Origin of the sequence: Flavobacterium sp. Root935, from assembly GCF_001429295.1 — a bacterium.
Lineage (GTDB): Bacteria > Bacteroidota > Bacteroidia > Flavobacteriales > Flavobacteriaceae > Flavobacterium.
The window spans coordinates 732,533-746,816 of record NZ_LMJL01000008.1; the positions used below are offsets into that span (position 1 = coordinate 732,533).

The 14,284-nt window shown below is 32.4% G+C and carries 12 protein-coding genes and 1 other RNA gene; 5 read left to right on the plus strand and 8 right to left on the minus strand.

Annotated elements, in window-relative coordinates; all coding sequences use genetic code 11:
- Positions 1 to 156 precede the first annotated feature (156 nt).
- On the plus strand, positions 157 to 1,626 hold the full coding sequence (locus ASE40_RS08280) for an MFS transporter (protein WP_057116474.1): 1,470 nt from the start codon (positions 157 to 159) through the stop codon (positions 1,624 to 1,626).
- A gap of 130 nt (positions 1,627 to 1,756) precedes the next feature.
- On the opposite strand, the gene ASE40_RS08285 is transcribed toward ASE40_RS08280, so the two are convergent.
- The 5 genes from ASE40_RS08285 to ffs all read right to left on the minus strand — a co-directional run bounded on the left by ASE40_RS08285 (position 1,757) and on the right by ffs (position 4,575).
- Positions 1,757 to 2,251, minus strand: a complete 495-nt coding sequence (locus tag ASE40_RS08285; RefSeq protein WP_057116475.1) for a hypothetical protein — start codon at positions 2,249 to 2,251, stop codon at positions 1,757 to 1,759.
- A 90-nt stretch (positions 2,252 to 2,341) separates the two neighbouring features.
- On the minus strand, positions 2,342 to 2,998 hold the full coding sequence (gene fsa / locus ASE40_RS08290) for a fructose-6-phosphate aldolase (protein ID WP_057116476.1): 657 nt from the start codon (positions 2,996 to 2,998) through the stop codon (positions 2,342 to 2,344).
- A 305-nt stretch (positions 2,999 to 3,303) separates the two neighbouring features.
- Entirely contained in the window at positions 3,304 to 3,510 is a 207-nt protein-coding gene (locus ASE40_RS08295) for a hypothetical protein (protein WP_057116477.1), read from the minus strand.
- Positions 3,511 to 3,514: 4 nt separating this feature from the next.
- Positions 3,515 to 4,318: an SDR family oxidoreductase gene (locus ASE40_RS08300; RefSeq protein ID WP_057116478.1), complete on the minus strand. Its 804-nt coding sequence runs from the start codon at positions 4,316 to 4,318 to the stop codon at positions 3,515 to 3,517.
- A gap of 159 nt (positions 4,319 to 4,477) precedes the next feature.
- An RNA gene (gene ffs, locus ASE40_RS21700) (signal recognition particle sRNA small type) lies at positions 4,478 to 4,575 on the minus strand.
- A gap of 88 nt (positions 4,576 to 4,663) precedes the next feature.
- On the opposite strand from ffs, the gene ASE40_RS08305 reads away from it, so the two are divergent.
- Together ASE40_RS08305 and hutI are read left to right on the plus strand one after the other, a co-directional pair.
- Positions 4,664 to 5,713 (plus strand): glutaminyl-peptide cyclotransferase, encoded by a 1,050-nt coding sequence (locus tag ASE40_RS08305; RefSeq protein WP_057116479.1) that lies wholly within the window; start codon positions 4,664 to 4,666, stop codon positions 5,711 to 5,713.
- A 132-nt stretch (positions 5,714 to 5,845) separates the two neighbouring features.
- Entirely contained in the window at positions 5,846 to 7,084 is a 1,239-nt protein-coding gene (gene hutI / locus ASE40_RS08310; protein ID WP_057116480.1) for an imidazolonepropionase, read from the plus strand.
- A gap of 173 nt (positions 7,085 to 7,257) precedes the next feature.
- On the opposite strand, the gene ASE40_RS08315 is transcribed toward hutI, so the two are convergent.
- Complete coding sequence (locus tag ASE40_RS08315) at positions 7,258 to 8,136, minus strand: hypothetical protein (RefSeq protein WP_057116481.1); 879 nt, start codon at positions 8,134 to 8,136, stop codon at positions 7,258 to 7,260.
- Between the two features lie 98 nt (positions 8,137 to 8,234).
- Here ASE40_RS08315 and ASE40_RS08320 point away from each other — a divergent pair, with 98 nt between their 5' ends.
- Both ASE40_RS08320 and ASE40_RS08325 read left to right on the plus strand, forming a co-directional pair.
- Positions 8,235 to 9,272, plus strand: coding sequence for a formimidoylglutamase (locus ASE40_RS08320; RefSeq protein WP_057116482.1), 1,038 nt, complete (start codon positions 8,235 to 8,237; stop codon positions 9,270 to 9,272).
- Positions 9,273 to 9,407: 135 nt separating this feature from the next.
- Positions 9,408 to 10,658, plus strand: coding sequence for a DEAD/DEAH box helicase (locus tag ASE40_RS08325; RefSeq protein WP_057116483.1), 1,251 nt, complete (start codon positions 9,408 to 9,410; stop codon positions 10,656 to 10,658).
- Here ASE40_RS08325 and ASE40_RS08330 read toward each other — a convergent pair.
- Entirely contained in the window at positions 10,655 to 12,838 is a 2,184-nt protein-coding gene (locus ASE40_RS08330; RefSeq protein WP_057116484.1) for a response regulator, read from the minus strand. The two genes, ASE40_RS08325 and ASE40_RS08330, sit on opposite strands and share 4 nt — an antisense overlap.
- A gap of 141 nt (positions 12,839 to 12,979) precedes the next feature.
- A complete protein-coding gene (locus ASE40_RS08335; RefSeq protein ID WP_057116485.1) occupies positions 12,980 to 14,239 on the minus strand; it encodes a dicarboxylate/amino acid:cation symporter in 1,260 nt (419 codons plus the stop codon).
- Between the last annotated feature and the right edge of the window lie 45 nt (positions 14,240 to 14,284).

Here is a 14,284-nt window from a genome sequence, read left to right on the forward strand (position 1 = left end):
TTTTCTAAACAGGTTAAAATTAACACTTTGTTGAAAAAAGAGTGTCGTTGGTATAAATTTAACATTATTTATACCTTTTTATTTTTTTTTGATAATCCTAACAAATATATTTACGGTCTTCAAAAAACAATAAAATAAAAAATTAACCTTATTATTATGAGTTCAGAAAATGTGCAAACCAAATGGGGGCAGTTTATCTCTTTGATAATCGTGTTCTTCTTTTGGGGTTTTGTTGGTTCTGCCAATGACATCCTGATTCCAGTATTCAAAAAAGTATTCACTTTATCTCAAGTACAATCACAATTAGTTGCGTGGGCATTTTATGCTGCATACTTCGTAGGATCTATTATTTTCTTTTTAGTATCCTTAAAAATGGACGTTTTACAAAAATTCGGATATAAAAAAACCCTTTCAGCTGGTTTACTCCTTTCAGCAGTAGGATCATTTTTATTCATTCCTGCCGCAACAATGGAAAGTTTCCCTTTCTTCTTAACAGCTTTATTTACTGTAGGTTTAGGATTTTCAATACAACAAATTGTTGCTAATCCATTAGCTATTAAAATGGGAAGTCCTGCAACTGGAGCACACCGTTTAACATTGGCTGGAGGTATTAACTCTTTCGGAACAACAATTGGAGCTATTCTTTTAGGAATTGCTTTGTTTGGAATGGGAGATAATAAAAACACTACACTTTCATTAGAAGACATCAAATTACCTTTCATCATCCTTGGACTAGCATTTATTGTTGTAGCCGTTTTTATGAACTTCTCTAAAATCGAAGATCCTGAAAAAGAAGAAGTTGAAGTAGTTAAAACAGCACACGAAAAATTTAATATACTAGATTACCCACAACTTTATTTAGGAATGTTAGGAATCTTCATTTATGTTGGAACTGAGGTTACTATTATCAGTAATTTACCAGCTTTACTTCATACTGCAGAATTCGGAAACGTTTTAGAAGATGCCATTGCTCCATTCATTGCCCTTTATTGGGGAAGCTTAATGATTGGCCGTTGGAATGGTGGAGTTAACGTTTTCAACACTTCAAATCTTGTAAACACAGCATTGAAATTTATCGTTCCAGCTTTAGCATTCGGGGTTATTATTGGAGCAAATATCTTTGCTGCGCATGATGTTTCTTCATTCTATATTTACCCAATCTGGATCTTATTATTCATTGCAGTAAGTTTTGTAGGAGGTAAAAACGCAGGAAAAACTTTAATGCTTTTCGGAATCTCAGGATTACTAATGATGGTATTAGGATTAGTATGGCCAAACCCAGAAATAGCTAAATTCTTCTTTATTTCAGGAGGTTTATTCTTATCTATCATGTGGCCTTCAATCTTCGATTTAGCCATTGCAGGTTTAGGAAAAAACACAGGAAAAGCATCTTCTTTCTTAATCATGATGATTCTTGGAGGTGGTGTAATTCCATTAATTCAAGGAAGTATTTGCGACTTTGACATTTCTCACCCAGGAGGAATCTTCGGAATCACTTGGACACATTTCTCTTATATCGTTCCGCTTTTAGGTTTTGCTTATTTAGGATTTTATGGCTACTACTGCCCTAAAATATTAAAAAGACAAGGTATCAACCACGTTGAAGGTGGTGGCGGAGGTCACTAAACTGTATAAAAAATCCAATTTTTTAAATTCCAAATTCCAATTTATAGTAATTGGGATTTGGAATTTTTATTTTAACCAATAGTAATCGACATTAATAACCTCAGAACCTTAGCATCTTAGAACCTTAATTTCACTTTGCATTAATAATATTGCTAAGATTCTTTTTAAAAACCGCTTTGTTTTCTGCCGTTAAAGAATAGACAACATCTTTATCAGCATGAACTATAACTTTGTTGATATCTGCCTTTAAAAGAGCATTAGGGTCTTTTATTTTCAATGTGCATGCACCGTCAAAAAAACCGTCATCTTCAATAATCTTTCTGGCTTCAATAACAGATCCATCACTCAGAACTGCTGAAATAGTCATTTCTTTATTTAGCGTTTTCGAATAAAAACCATCCATAACCAAAAGCAGTCTATAACTGTTCTTCATTTCAGGACCTTTAAATTCATGCCGCGTAATATTGTAACGTAGACCTTTAGCAAGGGTTTGAAATTTCGCAGAAGAATCCAACTCGTAAGTTGCGACGTCGCCTGCATCGTTTACAGAAGTAATAACTTTTGCCTGAGCATTTACTGAAAAGCTAGCTGCAAAAAAAGACAACAATATCAATATAACTTTCATATTCAACTATTTAAGGTTCATATAAAAGTAAAAAAAATCGTCTCTTCTCGTTAGAAAAAAGACGATTTTAATTTTATAAGTATTTGAGAATTATTTATTTCCCTTCTCAAAGTCAGCTACGAACTGCGCTAAACCGATATCTGTTAAAGGATGTTTCAACAATCCGTAAATTGCAGAAAGAGGTCCAGTCATAACATCAGCGCCAATTTTTGCACAATTTACAATATGCATTGTATGACGTACAGAAGCTGCTAAAATTTGAGTCTCGTAACCGTAGTTATCATAAACTTCTCTAATTTCCTGAATTAAATTCAATCCATCAGTAGAAATATCATCTAAACGTCCAACAAACGGAGAGACATACGTAGCACCAGCCTTAGCCGCTAAAAGTGCTTGTCCTACAGAGAAAACAAGAGTAACGTTTGTTTTAATTCCTTTATCAGAAAAATATTTTGCCGCCATAACACCTTCTTTAGTCATAGGAAGTTTTACAACAATTTGGTCATGTAATTCAGCCAGCTCCTCACCTTCTTTAACCATTCCGTCAAAATCAAGGGCATTAACTTCAGCACTTACATCACCTTCTACAAGATTGCAAATATCAACATAATGCTTTAAAATGTTGTTTTTTCCGGTAATTCCTTCTTTTGCCATCAAAGATGGGTTAGTTGTTACACCATCCAAAACACCTAAAGCTTGTGCTTCTTTAATTTGAGCTAAATTAGCTGTGTCAATAAAAAATTTCATAATTTATATTATTTAAATTGTGTTGATTAACTGGGCGTGACCACATTTATAAAAGGCGCACTCAGCAGAACGATTACTAAGTACCTTTTTTTAATCTGGCTGGATTATCCACTCCGACTCTGTGGATCAGCTTCTATCCCTCACGCAAATTCAGCTGCAAAATTACGAAATCAATACCAATAACAATTTCAAAAACCAAATCAATTTGCAAATTTCATTAAAATTCACAAAATAAATTGCAAACAATAATTTTACTTAATTTTAAAAATCTGGCTTTAATGTTTCAAATTCGGCTAAACTTATCATTATAAACTCGCAGAAGAATTTTTTCTGTTTAATTCTTTCAATTCATCTCTAATTTCTTCAAGCACCTTTAGAGTATCTTCTTTATAAACTTCAGAATTATTAATCTTATCGCTTAAAGAACTTAAAATCCTGCGAATTACAAACCAAATAAACAGAAAAATTAAAACAGCAAAAATAGTAGGCAAAAACTCTGAAATCTTATCCATAGTATTACAATTTATAATGATTCATTAACATTTTTTCGTACATCTTATCTGGAAGAGCACGTTTTAAAACGATCGAAAACTTCTGCATAAAAGCACCAACTTTATAATGCACGTTTGGCTTTTTGGTCTGAATAATTTTGTAAACTGCCTCAGCCATTTCATTCGGATTACTTCCTGCGTCAACATGATCATTCATCGTTGCCAAAACCTCTCCGTAAACTTTTTCGTAAGCAGAATCTTTAATAACTGGCGCATGATAACGGCCAGCAGCAATATTTGTAGCAAAATCTCCAGGCGCAACATTGGTAATTTCAATTCCAAAAGATTTAACTTCCATTCTTAAAGCTTCAGTAATCAATTCTAAAGCCCCTTTTGATGCCGAATAAACACTTCTGTATGGAAGTCCCATATAACCTGCAATAGAAGTAATATTTATAATAAGTCCAGAATTTTGTTTACGCATTTGCGGTAAAGCAGCTTTCATTACTTCAATTGGTCCAAAAAAATTAGTCTCAAAATTATTTCGGATTTCCTCAGTCGGAATTTCTTCTAAAGGCCCTGTTATTCCAACTCCAGCATTATTTATAACAATATCTAATCTCCCAGAAGTTTCAATAATTTTAGAAACTGCTTTCTGAATAGAATCAGAATTTCGTACATCTAAAGCCACCAAAGGGAAAACTGAATTTAAAACTTTCTCAGGATTTCTGCTGGTTCCATACACAACGAAACCTTTTTGATGTAAAAATTCACCAATAGATTTCCCAATCCCTGATGATCCTCCGGTAATTAAAACAACTTTGTTCATTTTGAAAAGTTATGAATTATGAGTTTTGAGTTATAAGTTATGAGTTGGTTCATTGAGGTAAACTTTCAACCTCTAACTAATAACTTTTAACTTTACGAAGTCCCAAAAATAAAAAAATCCTCCTGATAAGGAAGATTACAAATTAAATTTATTCTAAAAAAATGGCAAGCGACCTACATCGCACCGCTCAACCACGTACCCTTGCTATGTTCCCATCCTGGGGGAGTCTGCAGGAGCTGGTCGTGTAGGACTTGCCGGTGCAAATATACAACCTTTTTATATTTTTGCAAGACCTTTGTTGCTATAAAAATATCGTTGTATATTGGCTTATTCAAATTTTAAACTATGAAAAAATATAACTTCCTAACTTTCATTTTATTAGGAATCACATTAATTGGATGTGGAGACACAAAAAAAGGTGAAAATTCTTTGTTTACTATCGATGATTCTGCTTTTCCGGCTCATTTTACGCAAAAAGAATCAGTTTCAATTGGAATTTTAAACCCAAAATCGAAAGAAATTGACAGTATTGCTTACTTTATAAATGATAAAAGAGTAGGAAGCACAAAAGGTGCTGAGAAATTTAAATTTGATTTAAAAGAACAAAAACTAGGTTATCAATACTTAAAAGCTACTGCCTATTTTGGCGGCGATTCTTCAGATGCTACTAAAAGAATTGAAGTGATTTCTGATATTGAACCAAAACTATTAAAATACAAAGTAGTAAATACTTTTCCCCATGATACTACAGCATTTACAGAAGGTTTAGAATTTCATGACGGAAGACTTTTTGAAAGTACAGGACAAAAAGAAGATTCTTATTTTAGAGAAGTAGACTATAAAACAGGAAAAGTGATTAAACAAGTGGATCTTCCTAAAGAATATTTTGGAGAAGGAATCACTTTTTTCAATGGTAAAATCTACCAACTCTCATGGCAGGAAAAAACTGGTTTTATTTATGATGCCAATACTTTTAAACTAGAAAAGACTTTTAAATACGATAAAGATATCGAAGGCTGGGGAATGACGCATGATGATAAATACATTTATCATTCTGACGGAACAGAAAAAATCTGGAAAATGGATCCAGCTACTCAAAAGTTGATTGACTACATAAACGTTTACTCTGGATCTGCAAAAATTAAAGCTATTAATGAGTTAGAACTAATCAACGGAAAATTCTATGTAAATGTTTGGCAGAAAGATGCGATTGCTGTTGTAAATCCGACTTCTGGAGCTGTTGAAGGAATATTAAATCTTTCAGATCTACGCAAATCTATTAAAGCTAAAAATGCAGAAGTCCTTAATGGAATTGCCTATAATCCTGCTACGAAAACTATTTTTGTTACTGGAAAATACTGGGACAAAATTTTTGAAATAACAGTTTCAGAATAATTTTGAAATAAAATTTCAAAATTTTAATTTCAAAATCTAAACATGAATTTCACAGATTTCACGGATTAGTTCGTGATAATTTGTGAAATTTGTGCTTTTATAGACTTATCTAAATATAACAAACTCATATTAATGGTTACTTTAATTACCAACATACAAGAATTACTACAAGTTCGAGAAACTTCAATTGATAAGGTTTCAGGTTCTGAAATGGCTCAACTTCCAACAATTAAAAATGCTTTTCTAGTTTTAAAAGACAATCTAATTGCTGATTTTGGTTTAATGAAAGATCTTCCTGAAATTAAAGCTGATAAAATTATTGATGCTACGGGCAAAGTTGTTCTTCCTTCTTGGTGCGACAGTCACACGCATATTGTCTACGCAGGAAATCGCGAACAAGAATTTGTGGACCGTATTAACGGACTTTCGTATGAAGAAATAGCAAATCGCGGAGGCGGTATTTTAAATTCGGCTAAAAAACTCAACGAAACTTCTGAGGAAGAAATCTACGAGCAGTCAAAACTTCGCCTGGAAGAAGTTATGCATTTAGGGACTGGTGCTGTTGAAATAAAATCTGGATATGGGCTAACTATTGAAGGAGAATTAAAAATGCTTCGTGTTATTAAAAAACTGTCTGAAAATTATCCAATTTCAATTAAAGCTACATTTTTAGGAGCGCATGCTTTTCCAACGCATTATAAAGAAAATAAAGCTGGATATATTGAAGAAATCATCACTAAAATGATTCCAGAAATTGCTCAAAATAAATTAGCCGAATATGTAGATGTATTTTGTGAAAGCGGTTACTTTTCTGTGGAAGAAACCGAAAAAATTATGCAGGCAGGAATTCAATTTGGTCTAAAACCAAAAATTCACGTCAATCAATTTAATTCTATTGGCGGCATTCAGGCTGGTATTAAATTTAAAGCACTTTCTGTTGATCATCTTGAAGTTATGACATCAGAAGATATTGAAGCTTTAAAAGATAGCGAGACAATGCCTGTAGCTTTACCGTCTTGCTCTTACTTTTTAAGCATTCCGTACACTCCCGCACGTGAAATGATAAAAGCAGGTCTGCCTTTGGCTTTAGCAACAGATTTCAATCCTGGTTCTACTCCATCTGGAAACATGAATTTTGTTGTTGCAACGGCTTGTATCAAGATGAAAATGACCCCAGAAGAAGCAATTAATGCTGCAACAATAAACGGTGCTTATGCCATGGGACTTTCAGAAACGCATGGAAGTATTACAAAAGGCAAAAAAGCCAATCTGATTCTAACAAAACCCATTTCTTCTTATTACCAAATTCCTTATGCCTTTGGAAGCAATCTTATAGAATCTGTTTTGGTTGAAGGAAAAATTCTAGAATAAACAATTATTCTTTTTAAAAATAAATCATTCCAAACATAACCCGTAGTTTCAACTACGGGAAACTTACAGTTCTCCGAACAGTGACAAAAGCATTCAAATTTACCCATAAAAAAAGGCCTGTGAAAATCACAGACCTTTAATATCTAAGTGGTATTATATCCCTTTGGCAGAAATTATCTTAAACTGAAACTAGTTTTAGAAACTAATTCGTCATTATCAAAAATATTGATAAAGTAAGTTCCTTTAGCAAAATCTTTTCCTGGAAGATCTTCGCTCACGTTTACAGTTTTATTTTCATATTTCACAGTAGTTTTAAAACTGTAAGTCAATGAATTGTCACCGAAATTTTCAGTTTTCTTTTCACCTAAAACATTGTTCTTAGCATCGATAACTTGTACATAATACGTTTTATCTCCAGATTTTGCGATTTGATTTTCAGCAATTGTAAAACTAACTTTTAAAACATCAGCACGACTTGCTTTGTCTGTTTCAATTTGTTTACCAGAGCTTTTCAATTTATAAGCTGAAGTTTTTGTATTTAGTACTGATAACTTCGCACCTTTTTCTACTGTTTTAGCCAATTCTTCGTTTTGACCAACTAATACTTCGTTATATTTCTTAGATTCTCCTAGAACTACAATAGTACTATCTCTTTGAGTAGTTAAAACACCATTTTGTTTTTTCAACTCATCATTTTCAGCAACTAAAGTTTTCATTTTACTCTGCATTGCCTGAACTTGAGATCTGTATTTAGAAACATCTCCTTTAGACTTGTTTAAATCATCCATTAAAGCAACTACTTTATCTCTCTCTTGGATTAATTCGTCAGACATAGAAGTGTTTTCAGCAATTGCAGCATCATAAGTCGCTTTCAGCTCTTGCAAATCTTTCATAACAGATTCTTTCTCTGTCAAAGTTGTTGTAAGTTCTGTTTTAACTACATCTGTATCAGATGATAATTTAAAAATATACACTAAGCTACCAATCAGTAGGACTGCTAAAACTGCGATTATCGCCTTTAGACTTGAATTGTTGTTCTTTGGGTTTTCCATATTTAAATAATTTTCTTTAATAACAAATTTAAGAATTAATATAAGGTAATAACGTAAGTTTCTACAATTATATTATTTTTGGAAAATAAATTTTTTTCATGGAAAAATTAATCCCTTTCACTATAAATGATTTAGCAAAAGTCACAAATCATCGAAGTGGTGAAATAAAGTTCGGAGAAAAAATGATTGTCATTCCATCTGGAGTTGATAAAATCAATTTTTTAAAAGAAAGTGAAGCTAAATATGTTCTTCTAGGAATTCCTGAAGATATAGGCGTACGTGCCAATTACGGAAGACCTGGAGCTGCTTCTGCATGGCAGAGCGCGATAAAAAGTATTGCCAACATTCAGCATAATCGGTTTTGTAAAGGAAGTAACATTATTGTTTTAGGACAGATTAATGTTGCTGACGAAATGCGTGAAGTCGAAAATCTTGATTTTAATGATATCGATGATCGTTCAAAATTAAGTCAGCTGGTTGAAAAAATTGATAAAGAAGTATCTCATATTATTTTTACCATAATTAAAGCTGGAAAAACGCCTATTATCATAGGTGGGGGCCACAATAATGCTTACGGAAATATTAAAGGAGCGGCTTTAGCCAAAGGAAAACCTATAAACGCAATAAATTTTGATGCACATTCTGATTTTAGAATTCTTGAAGGACGTCACAGCGGCAACGGATTTTCATACGCTTACGAAGAAGGCTTTTTAAAAAAATATTTCATTTTTGGACTTCACGAAAATTATACTTCAAAAAGTGTTTTAGATATAATTAAAAAACTAGAAGACCGAGTTCGATATAATACTTACGACAGTGTAAACATTAGAAAAGAAAAAGATTTCAATCGAGAAATGATTGCCGCTTTAGATTTTGTTAAAAATGATGCTTTCGGAATTGAAATTGATCTTGATGCAATTCCTAACATTGCAAGCAGTGCCATGACAATTAGCGGTTTTTCTGTTGAAGAATTGAGACAGTTTGTTTCTTTTTTCGCCGAACATAAAAACGCTGCTTATCTGCATGTCTGCGAAGGAGCACCAGATTTAGACAATTCGCCTAATAATAATTTAATTGGTAAATTAATTGGATATTTAGTAACCGATTTTATCAAAGCAAACATCGAAAAAGATTAATTAAGCGACCAAATAAAATTCTAACGCGAAGCTGTTTTGCCAAATAAAAGCTAATTCAAACAAACGATTAACCGAATAAAACTATCTTTGCACGGCATTTTAGTACTTAAAACTAAAATACTTAATACCTAAGATATGTTATTCGAAGATTTATCACTTTCAAAAAGTATACAAAAAGCCGTATTTGAAGAAGGCTATTTAAATCCGACACCAATTCAGGAAAAATCTATTCCGATAGTTTTAGCAGGTCGTGATTTAATTGGCTGCGCGCAGACAGGGACAGGAAAAACGGCAGCATTTGCTATTCCAATCATACATCAATTACATAGAATTGTCGGTTCATCAAAAAAAGCGAAACAAATTCGTGCTCTTGTAGTTACGCCTACACGTGAATTAGCGGTACAAATTGGCCAGAGTTTTGACACTTATGCTAAATATACTAATTTAACACAGCTGACAATTTTTGGAGGTGTATCTCAAAACCCTCAAGTTGAGGCTTTAAAAAATGGAATCGATATTTTAGTTGCGACTCCAGGACGTTTGCTTGATCTTCATAAACAGGGTTTTCTAGATTTAGACCATCTGCACACTTTAGTGCTCGATGAAGCCGATCAAATGCTGGATATGGGTTTTATTAATGATGTCAAAAAAATCGTAAAACTTACACCAAAGAACAGACAAACTTTACTTTTCTCTGCTACAATGCCAATTGCAATTCGCGAACTGGCAGAAATGTTTTTGCAGGATCCAGAAAAAGTAGAAGTATCTCCTGTTTCATCAACAGCCGAAAATGTAGAACAACGCATTTATTTTGTAGATAAAACTGAAAAAAGAAACTTGTTGTATAGTTTAATTAAAGAAGAAAATTTATCAAATGTGCTTGTTTTTTCAAGAACAAAACACGGTGCTGACAATGTTGTTAAAGCGCTTCGTAAAAAAGATATTCCAGCAGAAGCCATTCATGGAGACAAATCTCAGAATGCAAGACAAAGAGTTTTAGACGCTTTTAAGAATAAAGAAGTTGGTGTTTTGGTTGCTACAGATATTGCGGCTAGAGGCATTGACATTGAGCAACTGCCGTATGTAATTAATTTTGATTTACCGAATATCCCAGAAACTTATGTTCACCGTATCGGTCGTACAGGTCGTGCAGGAAATGGCGGAATTGCAATTTCTTTCTGCGGAAAAGATGAACTTCCATATTGGAAAGATATTCAGAAATTAATTAAAGTTGATGTAAAAACAATCGCAGATCACCCTTATCAATGGCAGTCTGGAAGTCCTGAAGCTGGAGAAAAACCAAAAAATTCTTCTAATAGAAGCGGTGGAGCTCATAAATCAAGAAAATCAAATACTTCTAAGAAAAACAAAAAACGCTGGTACTAAACAGCGTTTTTTTCTTTTATAAGGTAATTGATTATCTTAAATAATTTGACTGGTTCAAAAGGCTTAATTATAATATCATTCATTCCAGACGAAAGTGCTTCATCGGTAATTTCATCTTTGTCAAAAGCCGTTAAAGCAACAATTGGAGTTTCTATTCCTGCCAGACGAATTCTTTTTGTCGTTTCAAAACCGTTCATCAAAGGCATATTGATATCCATTAAAATCAAATCAAAGACTTCGTTTTCAAGAATTTTAAGCGCTGCATAACCATCATCAACCACTTTACAGATATAATTATTTTTCTCAATAATCTTTTTGGTTACCAATTGATTGATTAAGTTATCTTCTACGACTAAAATTTTATAAACTTCATTTGAGGTTAGATCAACTTCAATTTCATCAATAATACTTTTCGTTTTAGCCAAATCGTGCTCAAAACCAATTTCAAACGAAAATGAAGTACCTTTTCCTAGATCACTATCCAAAGTAATAGTACTTCCAAAAAGTCCAAGAAGTCTTTTTACAATACTAAGTCCTAATCCAGTTCCTTGATAATCTTCATCCTTTCTCCCAACTTGAACAAATTTTTCAAAAATCTTACTTTGGTCCACAAGGGCAATTCCTACGCCATTATCCTTAATTAAGAAATGCAGGTAATTCAGTTTTCCTTCTACCCTGCTTAGTTTTACTATTATTTCGACTTGCCCGTCTTTAGTAAACTTTAGTGCATTACTCACTAAATTCATTAAAATTTGAGCCAGTCTTAATTTATCTCCAATTAAATATTCTGGAATTTCAGGATCTATGTCTATTGAAATTCTATTGTTGTTTTTTTGGGAAAGAAAAGAAAGTGAGTTTTTTATAACTGTGATTTCATCTGAAATATTAAATGTCAAATTTTCAAGTACTACTTTATTTTCTTCAATTTTATTAATCTGCAGAATATCATTTACCAAAGAGAGTAAATATCTGGCAGAAAATTTAAGCGAACTTAGATGCTGGCTTCTAGAAATTTCTTTATGTTCTTCTAATAACATATTGGTAATTCCAACCACACCATACAGCGGAGTACGTAATTCGTGGCTTATAGTCGAAATAAATTGTGTTTTGAGCAAAGATGCCTCCTCTGCAATTTCTTTCGCTTTTAGAAGCTCTAAATTATGTTTTTTCTTAAATCGAATATTCTTAACTAAAGTGATGATTAAAAACAGAAGTATAAAAGAAATCAAGATAAAAAGAATAACGATGATCCTTGATTTTTTAAGACTTTGAGACTGCTCTACTTTTTCACTTTCAATTTTATCAATCTGTCTTTTATATTCATCTAACTCAAGCCCCATTCCCGCAATCGAAGCTTTTTTTAATTTCTTTTCGTTATATAGTACTTCCGAAATTTTATTGTGATTCACTAAAGCTTCATAAGCCTCTTTGTGCCTTTTAATTTTATTTAGAAACTTCGAATATTCTAAATAAACATTCGATAAATCTGTTTTTTCTTCACATGTTTTTCCTGCTTCAATAGCACTTAAAAAATAAGTATTAGCCGCATTATTATCGTTTTTGTAACTTAAATAAATCGCATTAAGCATATCTACGATAACTTCTGTAGATCCGTCGCTATATTTGTTTTTTGTGCTGTTAATGTATTTTAAAAAAAGATATCCCTGATCGTAATTTTTAATATCAAAGTATGCCCAGGTAATATTTACATTTGTAAAGTAAACTTCTTTTAAATCATTAATTTTCAAACCATAAGCTACAGATTTTTTATAATAACTAATACCTTTGTCAAATTGTTTCTTTTCGAAACAATACATGTTCCCCAGATTATTATAGAGGTTGCATTTTAGAGAGTCGTTATTTGTTTTATTGGCATAATACAAGCTTTTTTTATAGAAGAAAATCGCTTTATCAAAGTCTGATAATTCATTATAGTTAGCTGCAATAATATTATAGGAACGAGAAATGAGGCAATAGTCTTTTAGTAATGTTGCTGAATTTAAAGCCGCTCTAGAAATTTTTAGTGATTGCTCAAAATTAGATTCCCGAAAATTTAAAAGTGCTTTTTTAACCAGCTTATCGATCTTAGGATCTTTATTACAATTAGATTGAGAAATTGCCGAATTGGCGAAGCAATTCAGACCAAAGAATAGAAGTAAAAATATCCGTATTTGGGGCATTAATCGGCTAGTTTTATCAAATATACACTTTAAAATAAAAAAAAGCTGTATTTCATAAAAAAATACAGCTTTTGACTTGTTATTTAGGACACTAAGGCCAAAAAATAATATTCTTAGTGTTAAAATCTTATTCGTTTATTGTTATTCTTTACCTTCTTCCCACTGTCCTACAACAGAAGTTGCCAGTGCATTTCCAAGTACATTTGTTGCACTTCTAAACATATCACAAAAATGATCAATAGGCAGAATCAATGCAATACCTTCAATTGGAATATCAAACATGCCGCAAGTTGCCGCAACAACAACTAAACTTGCTCTTGGAACACCTGCAATACCTTTACTGGTTAGCATTAATACTAAAAGCATCGCCATTTGAGTTCCCAAATCTAAATGTACATTGTAAAACTGCGCAATAAAAATACTGGCAAAAGTCATGTACATCATACTTCCATCAAGATTAAACGAATAACCAAGCGGCAGCATAAAAGAAACAATTTTATCTTTTACTCCAAAACCTTCTAATTCTTCTGTTAATTTAGGAAATACAGCCTCGCTGCTCGTTGTTCCAAAAGCAATTGCTAATGGCCCAGTGATACGTCTTAATAATTCTGTCATTCTTCCTTTTAAGAAAATATAACCAACAGCTATTAAAAGAACCCACAAAGTACTAATACCGATTAAGAATGATCCGAAAAATTTAAAATAAGTAATTACCAATTCTTCAGCATCTCTAATAGCAAAAACAGCTGCAATAGCACCAAAAACTCCAATTGGAGCAAAGTTCATTACATAGTTTACCATTTTTAAAACAATGTGAGACAACTTATCAAAGGCTCCAATAATAGGTTTTACCTTTTCTCCTAAAGATGCTGCAGCTAATCCGAAGAAAATAGAAAAAACTACAATCTGCAGGATTTCATTTGTTGCCATTGCTTCAACAATACTTTTTGGCACAATATGCTCAACAAAATTTTCGAAAGATAAATTTTGTGTTTTACCAGTTACCTCAGTAGCAGCTGCCATATCTACGTGCTCTAGTTTTAGACCAACACCTGGCTGTAGAATATTTACGTAAAACAATCCAATTAATAAAGAAATAAATGAAGCTGTAAAAAACCATCCTATAGCTTTTCCTCCAATTCTCCCAACAGTTTTAATATCTCCTAATTTTGCAATTCCCACTACCAGAGTCGTGAAAACCAAAGGGGAAATAATCATTTGCACCAAACGAATAAAAATAGTTGCCAGCATTTTTATCTTAGTACTAAAAGATTGTGCTGCTTCAGGCGAAATTAAATTGTGTAATATGATTCCCAAAATAGCTCCAAGAATCATCGCAATTATAATTTGCCCTGTTAATCCTGAAAGAAATGATTTTTTTTTAGTTTCTGTAACTTGCATTAATTTACTTTTTAATTATTAAAATATAAGACCCTCACTGTCTTA